Here is a 19,601-nt window from a genome sequence, read left to right on the forward strand (position 1 = left end):
CGCCGATGCCGGATATCGCGGCCACAACGCACCCGACACCCACAAGTTCAGGGTCTTCACCGCCGGCCAGAAACGGCGTGTCACATCGACCATCAAGCGCCTGATGCGGCGGCGATCCGCGGTCGAGCCGGTGATCGGCCACATCAAGAACGAGCACCGCATGGACCGCAACCATCTCGCCGGCCAGCACGACGACGCCATCAACGCCATCCTCGCCGCCGCAGGCTACAACTTCTCGCTCCTGCTCAGGTGGTTCGGGAACCTTTTGTGCCTGCTCATCGCAGCCATCAACTGCCAGACAAAAACTCGCCCAGCCTGATCCGCTTCATTCTTCACGGTCGACGGAGTAAGCGCCCGGTCATGACCCGGGGCTGTTACCGGCCATAGTTTTGACCGCTGCCGCGATTGGCTTTGTGCTCGCGGATGAAGTCGGTCAGGCTTTCGGGGCCGAAGTCTGTGAAGGGGGGATCTGCTGATCGCCGGGTCCGTAGACCCAGAGGCAACCGTCCTCGGGTTCCATGTCGACATAGACCTCCCACAGTAGGTCGGCATCCTCGCCGAGCATTTCGGCGGCGAGTGGGAGGGTGTAGACCCGGGTGATCGCAGCCATGGTGTTAGGCCGCCAGTCTGGTGTCGGATCGGGTGCGCCAGTTCCAGGGGAGAAGTTCGTCGATGCGATTGGCCGGATGGTCGCTGACGCGGCCGATCAGGTCGGCGAGATAGGCCTCCGGATTGATGCCGTTCAGCTTACAGGTCTGGATCAGGGTGTAGACGACCGCGGCGCGCTCGCCGCCGGAATCCGAGCCGAGGCAGGTCCAGTTGCGTCGTCCTAGCGTCAGGGGGCGGATCGCCCGTTCGGCGGCATTGTTGGTCATATCGAGACGGCCATCTTCGGTGAAGCGGCAGAGCGCCTCCCAGCGGTTGAGGCTGTAGCGGATGGCCTTGGCGAGGTCGCCTTTGCGGCTGATCCTGCCCAGAGGTCGGCCAGCAGTGGCACGCATTGAGCCTGACGCACAGCCAGTCGAACCGCGGCGCTGCGGCCGTTGATCTCGCGCTCGACGGCGAAGATCGCGCCGATCTTGTCCAGTGCCTGACGCGCGATCGGCGATTTGGTCTTGGCGTGCTCGTCGAACAGTTCGCGCCTGGCATGGGCCCAACACGCGACCGGCTCCAGGCGCGGGCGACCGGTGATCGGATCCGGTTCGTAGAGCTTGTCGAAGCCGGCATAGGCGTCGGCACGCAGGAAGCCGGATGCCGGCGCCAGCAGGACTTGGGCGTGCTCGCCCTTGCGGTCAGGCGAGTAGCGATAGAAAGCCGCCGGCGGATTGGGCGAGCCCCAGGTGCCTTCGTCGCGCACAACGACCCATAGCCGGCCGCTCTTGGTGCGCCCGCGTCCGGGATCCTGAACCGGGATCGGCGTGTCGTCGGCATGGATGGCCGGGCCGGCGCGAACGTAGTCGCCGATGCGCTCGGCCACCGGCGCCACCAGCCAGGCGGCCCGTCCGATCCAGTCGGCCAGGGTCGATCGATCCAGGTCGACGCCCTCGCGGGCGTAAATGCCGGACTGTCAGTTCAAGGGCAGGTGGTCGCAATATTTGGAGACCAGCACATGGGCGATTAGCCCGTGGCCGGGTCTGCCGCGCTCGATCGGCAGGCTCGGCATCGACGGCTGGGTGATGGCCTCGCGGTCCCGGCAGCTCAGCTTCGGCCGCACATGCACGACGACCTTGAAGTGTGACGGCACATATTCCAGCACCTCGCGTTCATCGTCGCCGATCCTGCGCAGCCGCTCGGAACCGCAGGCCGGGCAGGCACAGACCCCGGCGTGTGTGATGACCTCACGCGGCAGGTGATCGGGCAGCGGCCGGCGATTGCCCACGCGCTGCGGCCTGGTCGGCGCCGGCATTGCGCCCGGCATCGCCGCAGTCGCATCCTGACGGGCTTCGCTAGCGGCCTCGGCCTCCTCCAGATCGCCGATGATTAGCTCGAGCAGATCGATCTGGCGATCGAGCTTCTCGGACGACTGGCCGAAGCGCGCGCGCCGCAGCGTCGCCAACTGGGCTTTCAGCTTCTCGATATACAGCGTCTTGGCGTAGAGCTCGGCCTGCAAAGCCGCTGCGAACGCGCGCAGCGCGTCCGGATCCGACGGCAATTCCGCTGTGGCGAGAGACATGCCGGCTTATAGCAAAGTCATGACTCGCGAGCGAGAATAAATCCTTGGAATCAGGAACTTATTTAGATGGCTTCGGGGCGCGTGACCGGTTCCGGTGCGACCGTCCGCCGCCAATCAATTCCTTCAACGAGCAAGGCCAACTGGGCCGGTGTCAGCTGAAGCCGACCCGCCACGATCGGCGGCCAGACGAACTTTCCTTGCTCCAAGCGCTTGGCGAACAGGCACAGCCCGCTTCCGTCCCAAGCCAGGATCTTCAACATGTCGCCGCGCTTGCCCCGGAACACAAACAGCGCCCCGGAGAAGGGATCGGTGGCCAGCACGTTCTGGACCTGGGCGGCCAAGCCATCCATCCCTTTGCGCATGTCGCATGGCTGCGTTGCCAGATAGACCCTCACCCCAGACCCGGGCGCGATCATGCCGCCGCCTTCAGAGCCGACAGCACCCGCCGCAGCGCTGCCTCGCTGACCGCGGCATCCACCCGCACGCGCACGCCGCCGACTAGGACGATTTCGATCACACCGCGCTGTTCCGCCCCACCCGCCGCGGTTGGTGCAGCAGCCGGCACGCTGCTGATGACCTCGACCGGGATCAACTCCAGCGGCGAAGCCACCGACGCCGGCGGGCGCATCTGCCGGCGCCACGTGAACAACAGGTTCGCATTGATGTCGTGCCGCCGCGCCACCAGCGACACCGACGCCCCGGGCTCACAGCTCTCAGCCACCAGCCGCTGCTTCTCTTCGAGCGTATATGACTTGCGCCGGCGAGCCCGCGTTGTCTCGCCACGAGTATCCTGGCCAGCCACTCCATCCGTCGCGATCGTGTCCATTAAGCTCCGCTCGCGGACACTATCTTCAGCGTCCAGAGACCGACCCCTATCCGATCCGAACCCCACCCCGGAAGGCGGCCATCACCGGGCGCGTACTTTGGAGTGGCGCGGAGGGCTTTCTGGTTTTGCGGCGTAACCCAGTGTTTGGTATGCGTCGGATGACGGCCCTTGCTCAGATGGCGGCCTTCCAATTCCAGGGCAGCAGCTTGTCGATGCGGCGGGCCGGATGGTCGCCGATGCGCTCGATGACATCGGCGAGGTAGGCCTCGACGTTTACGCCGGTGAGCTTGGCGGTCTCGATGATGGTGTACATGAGCGCCGCGCGCTCGCCGCCGGTGTCGGAGCCTGCGAAGAGCCAGTTCTTGCGCCCGACGGCGTGTGGGTGGATGGCGCGTTCGGCGGCGTTGTTGGTCATCTCGAGCCGGCCGTCGTTGGTATAGCGTAAGACCGTATGTCCGCCTCTGTAGGTGAGGTGGCTCGCCCTAGACTGCGCGTCCGAGGGTTGCTCGGACGGGCCGAGCCGATCCTCATCACAGGAGGACGAGCCGTGGCAGATTATAGTGAGGCATTTGTCGGAATCGATGTCGCGAAGCTGAGGAACGCAATCGCGATTGCCGGTTCCGGCCGGAAGGGAGAAGTTCGCTTCTTCGGCGAGGTCGACGCATCGAATACGAGCATGCGCCGAGTTATCCAGCGGATCGCCGGCAAGTTCTATCGTATCCATTTCTGCTACGAGGCCGGCCCGACCGGCTATGGTCTGTATCGGCTGATCCGATCACTCGGCCATGAATGCATGGTGGTTGGCACGCCTGCTGCGCGCCGGCGAACTGACGGCGGTATGGGTTCCCGATGAAGGTCACGAAGCCATGCGGGATCTCGTCCGCTGTCGGGCGGCCGCGGTCGAGACACTTCGCGCCCACTGGCAGCATGTGAGCGCCTTCATGCTCAATCACGGACGTATCTATCCTCGCAAAAAGGGCTGGACGATGCGCTATCTGCCCTGGTTGCAAGAGCAACCGTTCGATCACCCCGCGCACCAGATCGCGCTCCAGGAAATGGTCGAAGCGGTCCGCATCTCGAAAGAGCGGGTCGAGCGGCTGGCGCATGTGATCGAGGAGTTCGTTCCTGCCTGGTCGCTGGCGCCGGTCGTGCGCGCGCTGCAGACATTGTGCGGCGTAGAACTGATCGTTGCCGTAACATTCGCCACCGAAATCGGCAGTCAAACGGGGCGGCATCACCAAGGCGGGGAACGGCCGGGTTCGCCACATGCTGGTCGAGAGCGCTGGACCTACAGGCATCCGCCGAGGGTCGGTGCGAAAGAGCTCTACCGTCTGGAACAAGCATCGCCAAAGGTGCGAGAGATTGCCTGGAAGGCGCAGACCCGGCTGACGGCCCGCTATCGAATGTTGAGCGGACGAGGCAAGAAGACAAATGTGGTCCGCACAGCGATCGCCCGTGAGCTGGCCGGCTTCATGTGGGCCGTTGCAAGGGAGGCGCAACCAGCCTGATCGGCCGCCGCCGCGGCGATATACATCTTTCGCACATGGGCGGAGGCGGGACCATGGCAGGGGAACGCCCGTCAGACGCTTTGTGGCCGGCAACCTCGCCGACGCCCGCAGTAAGATAGGAACAGCCCCGGACGCACAATCGGGAATGCGGTAGCCAACCCGCGCATCAGAGCTTGATCACCGACGTCCTTCAGTTCCGCTTCCACCCAGGTGCGATTATCCGAATGAGCAGCCGTTCCCCCGGATCGGACAGTCTCGCGCTCCAAACCTTGACAGCGGACATCAGAGCGCTGTTCTCAGGCCACGGCCCTGAGCTCGGGCGCCTGAATGTAGGCCCAGGGCAGGAGATCGTCGATCTGGCTGTTGGGGTGGCCGCTGACGATCCTGGTGAGAACGTCGGCGAGGTAGCCAAGTGGCTCGACGCCGTTGAGTTTGCAGGTTTCGATCAGCGAGGCGACGACCGCCCAATGCTCGGCGCCGCCATCCGAACCGGCGAAGAGTGCGTTCTTGCGATTGAGCGTGACCGGGTGGATCGAGCGTCGACGGTATTGGAGTCGATCTTGATGCGGCCGTCGTCGAGGAAGCGCGTGAGACCTTCCCAGCGCGAGAGCGTGTAGCGGATGGCTTCGGCGAGCTTTGTCTTTTGGCTGATCAGCCCGAGTTTCTCGTGCAGCCAGGGTTCGAGGTCGGCGATGATCGGCCGGCTCTTTTTCCCGACGCGCGTGGCACGCCGCTGATCGGCCGTCCGTCCTCAGATGTCGTCCTCTATTCTGTAGAGTTCCGCAATCCGCCGGAGCATCTCGCTCGCGATCTGCGCGGGACCGGCCGTAGCGAGTTCGTAGAAGCGCCGGCGCACGTGCGCCCAGCAGAACGCGAGCATGACGCCGCTCTTGTCGGCGAGCACGCGATAGCCGCCATAACCGTCGACCTGGAGGATACCGGTGAAGCCCACAAGATGGGCAATCGGTCGCTCAGCCTTCCGGTCCGGCGCATAGACATAGGCAACGCCCGGCGGGTCGGCTCCCTGCCATGGCCGGTCATCGCGGGCGTAGGCCCATAGCTGCCCGGTCTTGATCTTGCCGCGGCCGGGGTCGAGCACCGGGGCGGTGGTCTCGTCGGCAAAGAGCTTGGGCGAGGCCTTCAGTTTCTCCAGCAGCCGGGCGTGCACCGGACGCAGATGCCAGGCGGCACGGCCGACCCAGTCTGCGAGCGTGGAGCGATCGAGATTGATGCCCTGCCGGGCGTAGATCTGCGCCTGGCGATAGAGCGGCAGGTAATCGGCATATTTGGAGACCAGCCCTTGGGCAACCGTCGCATCGGTCGGCAGGCCGCCTGCGATGCCGGCCGGGAGCCGGCGCGACAACACCCTCGCAGGCGCGACAGGCGTATTTAGGCCGGCGCACAACGATCACCCGCAGTTGCGCGGGAACGATGTCGAGCCGCTCGCTCACATCCTCGCCGATCCGGTGCAGTCCATTGCAACAGCACTGACAGACGTGATCGTCGATGTCGATGATCGTTTCGATGCGAGGCAGATGCGCCGGCAACGAGCCACGGTTGGCTCGACGCTTTCCTGCGCGCTCAAATGCCACTGCGAAGCGAGTTGGCTGTCGATCCGCTTACCGGCCATCAAGGGAGACGACAAAAGACGCCATTCCAGCAGTCGGTTCCTCTCGGAACCGCAGGCAAGCAGCATAGGTCCTGACCCCAAGGTCTTCCTGATCCGCCGGTTCGGACTGCCGGCGGTAACCGGCAGTCTCTCTCTTTCCGGATGTTGGATCCGCAAATCGTCCTCCGGCAGCCGCGGCGTGCGATCGAGCGAGCCACTACTGGACTCAGAACTTGTAGCTCGCGCCAAAACCGACCTTGTTCCGGCTGACATCGTGCTCGCCCAGAATCGGGCCGAAATCGGCACTGCCAAAATCGGTGTAGCGGTACTCGGCACGTACAGTGATGTTATCGGTGAAGGCGTGCTCCACGCCTGCGCCGGCGGTCCAGCCGATCAAGAGGTCGTCTTCCTTAACTCTGCCAAGCTCAAGCTCGGCCTGTGCTGCGGCTATGCCGGCGGTTCCGTAGAAGAGAGTGCGATCCAAGGCGTAACCGAGCCGGCCCCTCAGGGAACCGTCCAGCTCCAAGCCAACCTGACCATTGTCGGCATCGTCACCCCAATTGTAGTTAATGTCATTCTCGATGCCGAAGACAAAATTTCCATGCTGGAAGTTGTAGCCACCGTGCAAACCTGCGGATCCTCCATCCCGGTCTTCCTCCCGGCCGCCCGGCGCAGTCAGCGTTGTCCAGGCATAGCCTCCCTGCACGCCGATATAGACGCCGGTCCAATCGTAGGCACTGTAGATTGCCTGAGGTTCATAGGTTGGCTCGACCACGATAGCGTCGGCGGCGAAAGCAGGCGAGGCCGCGAACGCGGCCGTGGCGATGAAGGCGATCAGTTTCTGACGCATCTGGATGTCCCAACATTGACAAAAAGGGCAGCAGACCGGTGCGCTTTGTGCATCGGGCCAGCTGCGACGGATGCACAATCGCTCCTTTCCAGGTTGCGCAGTTTTTTGTTGCGTTAAGAAATGTTTCTGGCGTTGCGGAGGGTTCGGGCTAAGCGCGGTTCAAGGTGCCCGAATCCGTCGATCTGGGCAGATCATCGCGATCGATACGACCGAGGAATCGCTGGATCTTGCCACACGTTTGGGTGCTACCTACTCTATCAATGCCCAAAAGCAGGATCCCATGGGGGCGTTGGAACGGATTGCACCTGAAGGAGTTGATCACGCCTTCGAAGCAGTCGGCATCCCAAAAACCATCAAATTGTCTGCAGACATTCATGCCCGTGATGGGATTGCGATTACGATCGGGATGCCTAAGGACAATATTAATATTGAAAGTCCGACTGCAACTATCGTCCGCCGCGAACAACTCCTCAAAGGCATGCACTGCAGATCTGAGAACTCAATCGATAGCTTCGTGATAATGATCGAGTATAATACAGAAGTCAGTCTTGACCTTGACTCCATAGTCCACTTTATAAAACTGAGCGATATCAACGATTTATTTGTTGAGCTAGAGAATGGAACAATTAGCAGAAATATGATTTCTTTTTTGTGGTGAGTTGATTACCTGAGATTTGAGGGGTGCCGCACCGCCCGATGCCATGATGTTGAAGAGTGTCTACGAACCTTGCGGTAAGCGGCGGCCGTAAACACGCTATCATCACTGGGGCACCCTCTGCGCTTCAGGTGGACCAATCCGCCTTAGAGTCGTAGCCCGAGCCGCCGCCTTCAGGCAGTGGAGCATTCACCCACCGGCTTATGCTGGTGGGTGACGATCAGCACCGACAACGCGGGCTGGATCGAGCCTGGCAGCTTTGAGTTGGCTCGTCGGATAGACATTCCTCCAGTCACTCCGCTTGACTTTTTTGAGTTTTCACAGTCTCGAACGCCGGTTTTACCTCTCGGGACCTCGTCTCAAATAGCCGTAAAAGGGACAGGTGGCAGTCGTCCCGGAGCATACGGTGCGTGCGCTGCCAATCGTCGTCCTGCAGCCATTGGAAGAAACCGCCTTCGACGAGGGAGCGAGCTCGCCGCGCCGCCAGATCGACATCGTCGACCTCGAACACGCCGACATCGACGCCTTGGCAAATGACCGCAGCGTAAGACCCGTCGATATGCTCGCGCAGCAAATCCGCAAGGTGCTGGTAGGACTCCTGCCTGACCGAATACTGGACGAGGTCCATGTAGATGAGATGGAAGTCACGGTTCTTCTGCGGGTTTACGAAGACGGCATCCATCAGCGCCGAAAGGGCTGCCAGCGGGTCGGTGATACCGTCGACATGGCGTTTGATGCGGCGGACCGTTCCGGCAAGCGCCCAATGCATGGTGGCGATAAGAAGCTCGTCTCTTGTGCCGAAATGGTAGGCCAGCAGGGCCGGGCTGACATCCAGCTCCTTGGCGATACGACGCAAGGACAATTGCTGTGTCCCGATCCTTGCCATCGCGGCGTAAGTGCCTCGGATGATCTTGATCTCATGCTCCGAGAACCATTTCGTTTCGAGCGTGAGCGCGTTCTGCATGCAATCATTCCTGTTTGACCTTCCGGCTAGACAGTACTGTCCGCCTGTTCAGCCGTCCATCGCCCTGACACGATACTCCCAGCATCCCTATGCGCCCCAGCGAGAATGGCCCAGGCTCAAGTCAATGCGACTTGTGATGGCCCTCGCGATCGGACCCGGGTTCGTCCGAGCGATCGCCCGACTTCTCCGTCAAGGCCTGCCCGGCTTGAGCCTCGCCGGCCCGAAGGCCCAGCACTTCCACGATCATGTCTTCGCGTGTGCCCGACAACTGCATCGAAAAGGCCCAGTTACCGAACATATCCAGGTTGATCGGGAAGGCATAGACGCCCGGCTCACCGGTCGGCTGGGCCGTGACCGGGGGGATGTTGTGGGCCATGGGCATCGACGGCATGTCGGCCTTGACCTCGACAGTCAGTCCTTCAACCGCCTCGTTCGAAGCGGTGTCGGCAATACGCACCGTGCACTCATAGTGGAGATAGTCCTGTGTCGCAGTGCAGGCAAGGGCAGCCTCAAGCCTGGAGTGCGATGCGGCGGGCACGACGGCCAGCGCCAGCATGGAGATCGCGAAAGCCGTCTTACATTTCATGATATTCTCCTCCATTAACTGTTTCGGGCAGTCCCGAGGAGGGCCTCGGCAAGCCTGGGATTGTCAGGCAAGGCTCTTGCCGGCCCGGATAGCGCGATTTCGCCGTTGTCGATCAGGTAAGCCGTATCGGCGATGGCGAGCGTGCGATTGATATTTTGATCGACCAGCAGGATCGCCGAGCCGTCCACTCGAAGGTCCGCGATCAGAGAAAACATCGACGCTGTGGCAATCGGAGAAAGCCCGAGCGTGGGTTCGTCCAGGATTAGCAGCTTCGGTTTGGTCATGAGTCCGCGCGCCACAGCGAGAAGCTGCTGCTGCCCTCCGGACAGGACGGATGCGGGTTCATCGAGCCGCAAAGCGAGTTCCGGAAATCGTTCCAGAACGGCCTCGCGCCTTCTCCTCGCGAGCGCCGAGCTCATATGCGCGGTCGCGGCTACAGCCAGGTTTTCACCAACTGTCAATCGCGTGAAGATCAGACGATTCTCAGGCACATGAGCCATGCCTCGCGCCAGCACCTCATGCGACGGCATCTTGTCGATGCGTTCGCCGTGAAAGTTTATGCGCCCCTCGATAGGCCGCTTCATCCCGGAGATCGCTTCGAGCAAAGAGGATTTTCCCGCACCGTTGGCGCCGATCAGGGCGACGATCGTGCCCGCCCCGACATCGAGCGACGCGCCGCGGACGGCAGCTATCGCGCCTTGGCGTACCGTAACATCGCGCACCTCAAGCATCGGCGGTCTCCCGATCGCCGAAGTAGACTTCGCGCAAAAAATCGTCGTCACGGATCTCTGCCGGCAATCCTTCAGCTACCTTGCGACCCATATGCAGGACGGCGGCGCGCGGGCAGAGTGTTGCGATCAGGTCGATCTTGTGCTCGACCACGATGACGGCGCGTCCCGGCAAAGCGATACGCGCAAGCAGTTCTGCCATTGCATTCGTCTCAGCAGCGGTCAGCGCGCTCGCGGGCTCGTCCAGCAACAGCAGCTTGGGTTGCAAGGCCAACGCGCGTGCGAGGTCCAGCCGCCGCCGGTCCGCGAAGCCCAGCGTCGAGGCCATGGCGTGCCTCCGGTCGGCGAGCCCGACTTTCTCGAGCAGCGCTTCGACCGCAACGCGCGGGCAGCCCTGCGCCGGCCGGACGTTTTCGAGGACCGTGAGCCTGTCGAAGAGCCGCGTTGCCTGCACGGTGCGAGCCACCCCACGCGCCACGATCTCGTGCAGCGGCAGGAAGGTCGCATCCTCGCCGTCGATCAGGACGCGCCCTTCGCTAAGCGGATAGATCCCTGTCACGACGTTGATCAGGCTCGTTTTTCCGGAGCCGTTCGGCCCTAGGAGGCCGAGCACCTCTCCGTGACCGACATGCAGGTCGATGGCGTCGAGCACGGTGACGCCGCCGAAGCGCAACGTGGCGCGGTCGAGAGAGAGCATCACTGCGCCCTCCGGAAAAGTCCGGCCAGCCGGTTGACCGCAATCTCGTCGAGCAGTCCGCGCGGTCGCAGGATCAGGAGCAGGACCACCAGACCGCCGAAGACGATCATGCGGTACTGCGACAGACCGCGGAAGGATTCCAGGAAGCCTATATCGATCAGCACGCCTAGCAGCGGTCCGAACGCCGTTCCGAGCCCGCCGATGAGGCCATAGGCAAGCGTATGGACGCCAAGCATGACGTTGAACACGCCCGGCTCGATATATGTGACGGAATGCGCGTAGAAGCCGCCGGCGAGGCCGGCCAGCGCCCCGGCTCCGGCCGATGCTGCCAACTTGCAGCGGACCACGTCGATGCCGTTGAGGGCGGCCATGACATCGTCCTCGCCGATCATCCGCAGCCGCGGGCCGATGCGGCTGCGCTCGAGGACGATGAAGGCGATCAGAGCGAGGACGAGCAGCGTCCAGATCAACACCAAGAAGTCCTGCGTTCCGATCCCGTTGTCGTAGATGTAACGGATATCCCGGAAACCGTGCTCGCCGTCGGGGCCGGCAAGCCCGCCATCTACCTCACGGCGATAGCGGAACAGCTCGAACACGATGCGAACGGCTTCCGCGAAGGCGAGCGTCGCGACCGAGAAGTAGAACCCGCGCAGACGCAGGGTTGGGAGCGCGACGCCGAGCTGGGTGGCCGAGCCGCAGAAGGCGGCGAAGAGGAGAGCCGCCATCAAGGGCCAGCCCCAAAGTACGGTGGCGATGCCTGCCGCGTAGGCGCCAATACCGAAGAATGCCTGCTGGCCGAACGAAACCTCGCCGACAAGCAGCAGCAGATAGGCAGAGAGCGCCAGCAGCGACATCATCCCGATGTTGGAGACGACGCCGATGGTGAAGGAGTCCATCATAGCCTCCTTCGCGTGTCGGCGTCCCGCAGGGCATGCACCTGGCCGAGCAACCCGCCCGGCCGCAGGACTAGGAGGAGGAAGAGAATCAGGTAGGCTGACAGGTCGCGAACCTGTGGCCCAAAGGTCCAAAGTGCATATGCCTCGACCACACCCAAGAGGAGTCCGCCGATAACCGCCCCCGAGAGCGAGCCGAGTCCACCCAGCATGGCTGCCACAAGGCCCTTGAAGGTGGCCCACATGCCGAACATCGCCGTGACCTGCTGGTCGGTGGACGCGATCAGCCATCCGGCGACACCGCCGACGGCTGAAGCGAGCATGAAGGCGAGGAACAACGAGCGTTCGACATTGTGTCCCACGAAACGCGCCGCGCGCGGATTTTCCGCAATTGCCCGCAGCGCGAGACCGAAGCGGCTCGCCCTTACTAGCCATTCCAGCGCCACCATGACGACGAGCGCGACGACGAGCATGAATAGATGCTCGCGGCGGAGCAGGAACGGTCCGATCTCGATCGCAGGGCCTGTGACAAGGGGCGGGAACGGATAGGAATGCCTGGGCAGGCCGAGCGTGGCCACTTCCTCGAGTTGCATCCAGATCGCGAAGCTCGCGACCATGGCGGTGATCGCGGCCCCTTGACGCATCGGCGCGAAGCATAGTCGTTCGACATAGATGCCGGCGGCGACAGAGCCGAGAAGGGTGGTGGCGGCGACCACCATCCAGCCCGCCTGCCACTCGGCATGGACGAAGATGCCGGCATAGAGGCCGATCATGATCGTGGCGCCGTAGGCAAGGTTGAGCCTTCCCACGACGCCGAAGATCAGCGTGAAGCCCAGCGCAATCAGCGCATAGGCGGAGCCGTTGGCCAGACCCTCGATCGTGTTCTGGACCAGGTCGACCAGCATTCCGCTAATGCGCCTCGCGGCGCTCTCCGAGATAGGCCCGGCTGATCACCTCGTCCTCTGCGATGGCGTCGGGTGCGCCATCGAAGGCGATGCGGCCGTGATCCATCAGGTAAAAGTGATCCGCGACCTTCAGCGCCATGTGGACGTTCTGCTCCACGAGGAAGATCGACACACCGTCCTTCTTCAATTCTGCGATCACTTCAAAGATTTCCTGTACGACCAGCGGGGCAAGCCCGACAGACGGTTCGTCCATCATCAGCAGGGTGGGATTCGACATCAGCGCCCGCGCGATGGCGAGCATCTGCTGTTCGCCGCCCGACAGCGTTCCGGCCTGCTGTTTCGAACGCTCCCGCAAGCGCGGGAACCGCTGCAGGAGCCTTTCGCGGTCTTCGGCCACCTTATCGCGATCCCTGCGCGTGATCGCGCCCGCGTCCATGTTCTCCATGACGCTCATGTCCCTGAACACCAGCCGGTTTTCCGGAACGAGCGCCATGCCCGCTTTCACGATCGAGCTTGCGGAAGCGCCGGCGATGTTCCTGTCGAGGAATCGGATGCTGCCTGCCTGCGGCTTGATCAGACCGGAGATCGTCATCATCAGAGTTGTCTTTCCAGCACCGTTCGGACCGAGCAGGCAGGTGACCTGCCCCTTCTGGGCGCGAAGCGAAACGCCCCTCAGCGCCATGATCTTCCCGTAGGAAGTCACGACGTCCGATACGGTGAGAAGCGCGGTCATGCTGCGACTCCAAGATAAGCTTCCTGAACGGCCGGATCGGACTGCACGGCCTCAGCCGTCCCCTCCGCGATCTTGCGGCCGAAGTTCAGCACGGTAATCCGGTCGCTGACGGACATGACCAGATCCATATGATGTTCGATCAGAAGGACCGTCGCGCCACGACGCTTCAGGTCGCGGATCCTCGCCTCGAGGTCGGCGATTTCCTCCTGGTTCATGCCGGCGGCAGGCTCGTCCATGAGGATCAGCCGCGGCTTCGCTGCGATTGCCCGCGCCAGTTCGAGCCGGCGCTGCTCGCCGAACGACAGATTGGCGGCAGCGACGTCGCGCTTGTGCTGGAGAGACGAGAACTCGAGGATTTCGTCGATGGTCTCGCGCGCCTTGCCTTCCCCGCCGGCCCACCGGCGCAGGAAACCGCCCATACCCGCGCCAGCTTCCCCCTGCTGGGCAACCCAAAGATTCTTCCAGACGCTCAGCTTGCCGAACAGACGGATGTTCTGGAACGTCCTGCTGATCCCAACGCCGGTACGGCGATGCAGGGGAAGCGCGGTGATGTCGGATCCGAGGAACTCGACCGTACCGGACGATGGCGCGTATAGCCCGGATATAAGGTTCACCGTCGTGCTCTTGCCAGAGCCGTTTGGGCCGATGAGGCCATGAATCTCGCCGTCCTCGACTTCGAGCGTCAGGTTGTCGAGCGCCTTGATGCCTCCAAAATTCTTACTGAGCGAGCTGACCTTGAGCATTCTCGCCCTCCCCATTCCTGGTCTTGGCGGCACGTCGCGCCTGGATGAATCGGCCATTCAGCAATCCTTCTGGCCGCAGGTTCATGACGAGGACGATGAACAGGCCAAAGACGAGGCTTCGCCAATCACCCATGAAGCGCAAGCCTTCCACGAGGAAGCCCTGGACGAAGATGACCGCGAGCACAGTCCCGAAGACGCCGGACAGCCCCCCGAGGATCGGATAGGAGAGGGCAAAGGCCGCGAGCACGATTCCGAACTGTGTGTGTTCGATATGGGTGGTGTAGTGCGCGAAAAGCCCCCCGCCGAGTCCCGCAATGACGCCGCCGACGGTCATGGCCAGAACCTTGACCGCGGTTACGTTGATGCCCGTAGCCTGCGCTGCAAGCTCGTCCTCACCGACCGCGCGAAGCACGGCTCCGATCCGGGACCGGTCCAGTCACCACAGCAAGGCGAGCGCCAGCAGCACGAAAACCCATATGAAGGTCATCACATCGAAAACACTCCAGCCGTTGACCGGGAAGTACCGGATCTGCCTGAAACCTTCACCGCCCGAGGGTCCGAGCTGGATGTCGCCGACATTGACGCGGAAGCTGAGATTGAAGAAGAAAAGCCGGACCATCTCGCTGAACGCGATCGTGGCAACGACGAGCATCAGCCCCTTGACCCTCAGTGCTGGGAAGCCGACGAGTAACGCGATGAAGCCCGAGACAAGTGCGGCTGCAAGCAGGGCCGGGATGAGGGGCCAGCCCCAAAGCGTCGTCAGCATGCCGGCGACATAGGCGCCAATACCGAAGAAGGCCGCCTGAGCGAGACTGACCTGCCCGGTCAAAAGAATCCAGTAGGCCGACAGACCAAGAAGGGTATGGATGCCGATGACCTGGATGAGGCCGTAATAGAAATCCATCGTGTCGCCCTCAGTCTCGTGCCGAGAACGAGCCGAACAGGCCGTTCGGGCGAAGAATGAGGAAGATGAACAGCAGGAACATCACATAGATATCCCGCTCCCCCACTCCGCGAAGGAACTGGAATAGGTTTTCGAGACCGCCAACGACCAGCCCCGCGATGATCGCGCCCGGTACGCTGCCCAATCCGCCAATGACCGTGACGATCAGACCCTTCACTGTCAGCGGCAACGCCAGAAGCGGCGAAAGCACACCGACGGCCGCGCCGATCATCGCGCCGGCAATACCGCCGAGAAGCCCGGTGATGATGAAGAGCTGGGCGTTGACGGTCGTAACCTTAATGCCGCAGAGACGTGCCGCCGTCGGCTGCTGCGCAACAGCTCTTGTCGCAAGGCCGAGTTTCGTGCGGTGCAGAAGCCAAAGCAGTCCCGCCATGCAGGCGCAGGCGGTCAGGAACACGGCGATCAGGTCGCCGCGGAAATAGAACTCTCCGATCAGGATCGACTCATTGGTAAGTGCCGGAAACGACAGCGGAATGCCATTCGTCGAATGGACGATCACCTCGTCGATGAATAGCAACATGCCGAGAGTCGCCATGAGCATGGCGAGGGGGTGCATCGGGGAGATGAAATGGAAGCACGCGAAATAGACGAGCAGCCCGATCAGCCCGCCTGCCAGCGCGGCCAGAAGGAAGACTACGAAGACAGGCGCCGACACAGATTGCAGCACCATGACGGAGGCGTAGGCGCCGCCGATCGAGGCCGCAGCGTAGGACAGGTTGATCTTGTGCATCACTCCGAAGATGAGCGTGAACCCCAGGCCGATCAGGGCATAGGTCGCGCCGTAGAGCACGCCGTCCGCCAGCGACTGGAACGAATCGATAACAAAGAAGGGGTCCACGTCTCACTCCCTGGATGAAGTTGGGTCGAGCGACCGCGCTTATTGCGCGCTCGGGTCGTGGGCCATTTCCCAGTTTCCGTTCTTTACCTGCACGAAGACAAAAGGCTTGATCGCCTCACGGTCATCCGTGCGGGTGACCGGACCCAGCAGACCGGTCGTTTCCTTCACATTGGCGAGGCCTTCGCGCATCTTTTCGCGATCCGTGGTAACGGTATCGGCCTGTGCCATCACCCCTTGCGTCTCGATGACGTCCTTCAGAATGAACAGGATCTCATAGGCGGCGGCGCTATGGATGTCGGCGCTTCCGCCCTGCGCGGCGATCTGCTCCGCGGCCTTTCGGGCCTCATCGTTGATCGGCGCAAAGCCTGTGGGGATAAGCATGCCTTCCGCCTGCGGGGCGCACCCCTGGATCGTCTCGATGGTCGAAGCGCTGGTAAGGCCGATCAGGAGCTTGGGCTTTACGCCCTGCCGCTCCATTTCGCGCAGCGCTCCGCAGGTGGTGAACGAATGGGCCGAGATCGCCACGATATCCGGTTGCGCGCGGCGCATCTCACGCACCTGGTTAGAGAATGTCGTGTCGTTCAGGAGCCAGTCGCCCTGGCCCATCAGTTCGAAGCCGTGAGCTTCGGCCTGCGCCTTCATGATTCCGAAAGTGGAGTTGGAGTGGGCGAAATCACTCTCGACCCCGCCATAGACCGTCTTGAGGTCGGGATATTGTTGCTTCACCCAACCAAAAAGCGAATCATACATCGCGAGTTCGTTCGGCACATTGCGGAACGACCAGTCGGAAATGCTGGCCAGGCCAATCTTGGCGGCGACGTCGGTCAGGATAGGGAATTGCAGGCCGGTGTCGCTCGCATCGCCGACCTTCTTCTGGAGAATGCCGAACAGCGATTCCGCCACACCCGAACAACTCGGGCCGACACCGATGATGGCGTCGGTTGTCGCAATTCTGCGGACGACCGATATACCTTCCTCGGCATTGCACCGGTCGTCATAGTAGGTGATCTCAAACTTGCCGACAGTGCCGTCGCCGAGCTTGACGCCGCCGCTGGCATTGATTTCCTCGGCCGCGGCCTTCAGGGCCGCTTCGCTATTGACGCCGAAGATGCGAACAACGCCTGATTTCGCTCCGAAGCCGGCGACCTTGATCGCCCGTTCACTGCTGAGCGCCGGCGACGCGAGCGTCAATCCCGCGAGAACGGACGCGAAAATGGTCATGCCCTGGTAGTGCATTGCACGAATCCTCCCTTTGTGAGCCACCGCCAAGCCGGCGAGATAAGATCGGTCCAGGTTGCCAAACCACTTGGCCTCCTCATTCCTGAACAGATGTTCAGCGAACGCTATTGAGGCCCTGAACACTTGTCAAGTGCATTTGGAAACCGGTTCTGACGACCGGAGGGCAAGCGCGCTTGACAAGTGTTCAGTCGAGCCATAGCCTTCCTGAACACATGTTCAGTGATGGCGGTCGCAGGATCGTCGCTGCCAGGGAGGAAAGAGATGACCAGCCAATTGGATCCCGGCGCTCGGGTTGCGGAGCTTATCGCGCTCTACGACCACGCGAAGTTCGACGTCGCGAAACATCTGTGCGATCGTCATGAACCGGCGGCGATCGCGTACACGATCGTCGCTGACGACCTGTCGTCGACCGCGCTCACCTATGGCGCTTTGCGGGAAGAGTCCGAGAGGCTTGCCGACGCGTTGACCAGGCAAGGCTTCAAACAGGGCGACCGCATCGCGACGCTGATGGGCAAGAGCCGCGCATACCTGGTAGCGATCCTCGCGATCTGGCGCATGGGCGCGGTTCATGTCCCCCTCTTCACCGCCTTCGCGCCGCCCGCAATCCTGTTGCGCCTCGAAGCCTCCGGCGCGAAACTCGTCATCTGCGACGAGGCCCAGAAGAAGAAGCTGGATTTCAGCGTGGAGAAGGATTTCCATCCGTCTTGGAAGATCCTGACGACGGGAACCCGGGACGAAGGAGAACTGTCATTCGACACGTTGCTTTCGGAGGGAAAGCCTGGGTTCGGCAGCGTCGCGATCGGCGGCTCCTCCCCTTTTATCCAGATTTATACCTCCGGAACCACCGGTAATCCCAAGGGCGTGGCAGTGCCCGCAAAGGCGCTGGCCAGCTTCCAGGCCTATGGTGAGTTCGCGCTGGACGTGCGCCCGGATGATGTGTTCTGGAACGCGGCCGACCCGGGATGGGCATATGGTCTTTACTTCGGGATTCTTGTGACGCTGTCCACCGGCGTGCCTTCCATCATGCTGACTGCCGGATTCTCACCGGACCTAACCTATGGCGTGCTTTCGAGGTTCGGCGTCACGAACCTGACCGCCGCGCCTACTGTCTACAGGTCTCTCCTCGCCTGTGACGGCAAGCCGAACCTGTCTCTGCGTTGCGCGAGCAGTGCAGGCGAGCCGCTAACGCCGGAGGTCAACGAGTGGGCTGGTGAGGCACTAGGAACCCTTGTGCACGATCATTTTGGACAGACGGAAGCCGGAATGCTGGTGAACAACCATCATCACCCAGCGCTGCGCAAACCCTTGAAGACAGGGTCAATGGGCCATGTCATGCCGGGCTGGAGTCCACTGATCCTGCACATCGACACGGACGAAATCGCGCCAGTCGGGTCCGTCGGGCGCCTGGCGTTCGAACTGGCCGATAGCCCCTTCGCCTGGTTCGTGGGCTATATCGATGAACCTGGCAAATCGCGCGAGAAGTTCGCTGGCGCCGGCCGTTGGTATCTGTCGGGAGACACCGCCCGAATGGACGAGGACGGCTACATCTACTTCAGCGCACGCGACGACGATATCATCATCATGGCCGGCTACCGTATCGGGCCGTTCGAGGTCGAATCCGTCCTGGTCACGCATCCGGCTGTCGCCGAGGTTGCGGTGGTTGCCGTTCCAGACACGGTTCGTGGCGAGGTACTGGAGGCCGTGATCGTGCTGCATCCAGGTTCCGATCCCTCCCAGGCTCTCGTGAAGGAGCTTCAATCATGGGTCAAGACGAAGTTCGCCGCCCACGCCTATCCTCGCCGGGTCCATTTCACAGGGGCACTGCCAAAAACTCCCTCCGGAAAAATCCAGCGTTTCGTGGTCCGCAAGGAACTGCGTGAAGGAACGCTTGTCACTTTGCCTGGAAAGGAGGCGATCAATGCAGGTTGAGGGCATGCTTTGTGTTGTCACCGGCGCCGGCTCAGGGCTCGGGCGAGCGACGGCGAGGACGTTGCACAAGGCAGGCGCAAACCTGCTGTTGATGGATCTCAACCAGCAGAAACTGCACGAAGTCCAGTCAGAACTCGGCGTCGAAACGACAGCGATTGCGGTCGCGAATGTGACCGATCCAGATCAGGTCGAGGCGGGGCTTGAAACGGCAATTGGCCGGTTCGGCTTCATTCGGGCGGCAATCAATTGCGCCGGGATCTCGTCTTCGGCAAAGATCGTTTCGCGGGGCGCAGCGCACGACTTTGAACTGTGGCGGCGTGTTCTCGACATCAACCTGTCGGGTACGTTCAATGTCATGCGTCTTGCCGCAGCCCGTATGATCGGTAACGAGCCCGATCCCGAAACCGGAGAACGAGGTGTGATCGTCAACACCGCCTCGATCGCCGCTGAGGACGGACAGAAGGGACAGGCGGCCTATGCCGCAAGCAAAGCCGGGATTGTCGGCCTCACCCTGCCTGTTGCCAGAGACCTTGCGGAGCATTCCGTTCGCTGCGTCGCGATAGCGCCGGGATTATTCAAGACCGAACTTTTCGAGCAGATCAGCGAGAAGGGAACCGAAGCGCTCAAGCGAGCACTCCTTTATCCCAGCAGAATGGGCCATCCCGAGGAGTTCGCTTCGCTGGTGAAGGTCGTTATCGAAAACCCTTATCTCAACGGCTCGCTGCTCCGCCTGGACGGCGGCGCGCGCCTCCCAGCTTGAT

Annotated in this window: 20 protein-coding genes and 5 pseudogenes; 5 read left to right on the plus strand and 20 right to left on the minus strand. The window is 62.1% G+C overall.

Translation table 11 applies throughout. The annotated features are described in order from the left end of the window. On the plus strand, positions 1 to 319 hold a 319-nt coding region (locus ABMA59_RS10125; protein ID WP_349005233.1), incomplete at its 5' end, for a transposase. A 114-nt stretch (positions 320 to 433) separates the two neighbouring features. Here ABMA59_RS10125 and ABMA59_RS10130 read toward each other — a convergent pair. From ABMA59_RS10130 to ABMA59_RS10160, 7 genes and pseudogenes are all read right to left on the minus strand, one after another. Next, on the minus strand, positions 434 to 610 hold the full coding sequence (locus tag ABMA59_RS10130; protein ID WP_349005234.1) for a hypothetical protein: 177 nt from the start codon (positions 608 to 610) through the stop codon (positions 434 to 436). Between the two features lie 4 nt (positions 611 to 614). Next, positions 615 to 848 carry a transposase domain-containing protein gene (locus ABMA59_RS37160; protein ID WP_425475901.1) on the minus strand — a complete coding sequence of 78 codons (234 nt, stop codon included), beginning with the start codon at positions 846 to 848 and terminating at the stop codon, positions 615 to 617. After that, positions 846 to 1,558, minus strand: a pseudogene (tnpC, locus tag ABMA59_RS10140) (IS66 family transposase); the annotation flags it as partial. The gene ABMA59_RS37160 and the pseudogene tnpC (ABMA59_RS10140), both read right to left, overlap by 3 nt. 9 nt (positions 1,559 to 1,567) lie before the next feature. After that, positions 1,568 to 2,152: an IS66 family transposase gene (locus ABMA59_RS10145; RefSeq protein WP_349005235.1), complete on the minus strand. Its 585-nt coding sequence runs from the start codon at positions 2,150 to 2,152 to the stop codon at positions 1,568 to 1,570. Positions 2,153 to 2,235: 83 nt separating this feature from the next. Next, entirely contained in the window at positions 2,236 to 2,589 is a 354-nt protein-coding gene (tnpB, locus tag ABMA59_RS10150) for an IS66 family insertion sequence element accessory protein TnpB (protein WP_127868754.1), read from the minus strand. Continuing rightward, positions 2,586 to 2,999, minus strand: a complete 414-nt coding sequence (tnpA, locus tag ABMA59_RS10155) for an IS66-like element accessory protein TnpA (protein WP_349005236.1) — start codon at positions 2,997 to 2,999, stop codon at positions 2,586 to 2,588. Before tnpA ends, tnpB begins: the two co-directional genes overlap by 4 nt. Before the next feature lie 172 nt (positions 3,000 to 3,171). After that, positions 3,172 to 3,441 (minus strand): annotated as a pseudogene (locus tag ABMA59_RS10160) (transposase domain-containing protein); the annotation flags it as partial. Between the two features lie 105 nt (positions 3,442 to 3,546). On the opposite strand from ABMA59_RS10160, the pseudogene ABMA59_RS10165 reads away from it, so the two are divergent. After that, positions 3,547 to 4,507, plus strand: a pseudogene (locus tag ABMA59_RS10165) (transposase). Positions 4,508 to 4,803: 296 nt separating this feature from the next. Here ABMA59_RS10165 and tnpC (ABMA59_RS10170) read toward each other — a convergent pair. Continuing rightward, positions 4,804 to 6,090 (minus strand): annotated as a pseudogene (gene tnpC, locus ABMA59_RS10170) (IS66 family transposase); the annotation flags it as partial. 252 nt (positions 6,091 to 6,342) lie between these two features. Then, complete coding sequence (locus ABMA59_RS10175) at positions 6,343 to 6,966, minus strand: outer membrane protein (RefSeq protein WP_349005237.1); 624 nt, start codon at positions 6,964 to 6,966, stop codon at positions 6,343 to 6,345. A 70-nt stretch (positions 6,967 to 7,036) separates the two neighbouring features. Between ABMA59_RS10175 and ABMA59_RS10180 the strand changes: the two genes are divergently transcribed. Beyond that, complete coding sequence (locus tag ABMA59_RS10180; RefSeq protein WP_349005238.1) at positions 7,037 to 7,624, plus strand: zinc-binding dehydrogenase; 588 nt, start codon at positions 7,037 to 7,039, stop codon at positions 7,622 to 7,624. Positions 7,625 to 7,913: 289 nt separating this feature from the next. Here the strand turns inward: ABMA59_RS10180 and ABMA59_RS10185 are convergent, their stop codons facing one another. The 11 genes and pseudogenes from ABMA59_RS10185 to ABMA59_RS10235 form a co-directional block, all read right to left on the minus strand. Continuing rightward, positions 7,914 to 8,585: a TetR/AcrR family transcriptional regulator gene (locus tag ABMA59_RS10185; protein WP_349005239.1), complete on the minus strand. Its 672-nt coding sequence runs from the start codon at positions 8,583 to 8,585 to the stop codon at positions 7,914 to 7,916. A gap of 121 nt (positions 8,586 to 8,706) precedes the next feature. Continuing rightward, the gene (locus ABMA59_RS10190) at positions 8,707 to 9,171 is read right to left on the minus strand and encodes a FixH family protein (RefSeq protein ID WP_349005240.1); all 465 of its coding nucleotides are present in this window, start codon (positions 9,169 to 9,171) and stop codon (positions 8,707 to 8,709) included. 14 nt (positions 9,172 to 9,185) lie between these two features. Continuing rightward, a complete protein-coding gene (locus tag ABMA59_RS10195) occupies positions 9,186 to 9,902 on the minus strand; it encodes an ABC transporter ATP-binding protein (RefSeq protein ID WP_349005241.1) in 717 nt (238 codons plus the stop codon). After that, positions 9,895 to 10,596 (minus strand): ABC transporter ATP-binding protein, encoded by a 702-nt coding sequence (locus ABMA59_RS10200; RefSeq protein ID WP_349005242.1) that lies wholly within the window; start codon positions 10,594 to 10,596, stop codon positions 9,895 to 9,897. Before ABMA59_RS10200 ends, ABMA59_RS10195 begins: the two co-directional genes overlap by 8 nt. Continuing rightward, a complete protein-coding gene (locus ABMA59_RS10205; RefSeq protein WP_349005243.1) occupies positions 10,596 to 11,492 on the minus strand; it encodes a branched-chain amino acid ABC transporter permease in 897 nt (298 codons plus the stop codon). Before ABMA59_RS10205 ends, ABMA59_RS10200 begins: the two co-directional genes overlap by 1 nt. Then, positions 11,492 to 12,394 (minus strand): branched-chain amino acid ABC transporter permease, encoded by a 903-nt coding sequence (locus ABMA59_RS10210; RefSeq protein ID WP_349005244.1) that lies wholly within the window; start codon positions 12,392 to 12,394, stop codon positions 11,492 to 11,494. The genes ABMA59_RS10205 and ABMA59_RS10210 overlap by 1 nt, the downstream gene beginning before the upstream one ends. A 4-nt stretch (positions 12,395 to 12,398) precedes the next feature. After that, positions 12,399 to 13,127 (minus strand): ABC transporter ATP-binding protein, encoded by a 729-nt coding sequence (locus ABMA59_RS10215; RefSeq protein ID WP_349005245.1) that lies wholly within the window; start codon positions 13,125 to 13,127, stop codon positions 12,399 to 12,401. Next, positions 13,124 to 13,870 (minus strand): ABC transporter ATP-binding protein, encoded by a 747-nt coding sequence (locus ABMA59_RS10220; protein ID WP_349005246.1) that lies wholly within the window; start codon positions 13,868 to 13,870, stop codon positions 13,124 to 13,126. The genes ABMA59_RS10215 and ABMA59_RS10220 overlap by 4 nt, the downstream gene beginning before the upstream one ends. After that, positions 13,845 to 14,774 (minus strand): annotated as a pseudogene (locus ABMA59_RS10225) (branched-chain amino acid ABC transporter permease). Before ABMA59_RS10225 ends, ABMA59_RS10220 begins: the two are co-directional and overlap by 26 nt. 10 nt (positions 14,775 to 14,784) lie before the next feature. Continuing rightward, entirely contained in the window at positions 14,785 to 15,672 is an 888-nt protein-coding gene (locus tag ABMA59_RS10230) for a branched-chain amino acid ABC transporter permease (RefSeq protein WP_349005247.1), read from the minus strand. A gap of 39 nt (positions 15,673 to 15,711) precedes the next feature. After that, a complete protein-coding gene (locus ABMA59_RS10235; protein WP_349005248.1) occupies positions 15,712 to 16,908 on the minus strand; it encodes an ABC transporter substrate-binding protein in 1,197 nt (398 codons plus the stop codon). A gap of 225 nt (positions 16,909 to 17,133) precedes the next feature. On the opposite strand from ABMA59_RS10235, the gene ABMA59_RS10240 reads away from it, so the two are divergent. Beyond that, positions 17,134 to 18,840, plus strand: coding sequence for an AMP-binding protein (locus ABMA59_RS10240; RefSeq protein WP_349005249.1), 1,707 nt, complete (start codon positions 17,134 to 17,136; stop codon positions 18,838 to 18,840). Beyond that, positions 18,788 to 19,600 carry an SDR family NAD(P)-dependent oxidoreductase gene (locus tag ABMA59_RS10245; RefSeq protein ID WP_349005250.1) on the plus strand — a complete coding sequence of 271 codons (813 nt, stop codon included), beginning with the start codon at positions 18,788 to 18,790 and terminating at the stop codon, positions 19,598 to 19,600. The genes ABMA59_RS10240 and ABMA59_RS10245 overlap by 53 nt, the downstream gene beginning before the upstream one ends. Position 19,601: the final 1 nt, after the last annotated feature.

Origin of the sequence: Mesorhizobium yinganensis (assembly GCF_040081985.1) — a bacterium.
Taxonomy (GTDB): domain Bacteria; phylum Pseudomonadota; class Alphaproteobacteria; order Rhizobiales; family Rhizobiaceae; genus Kumtagia; species Kumtagia yinganensis.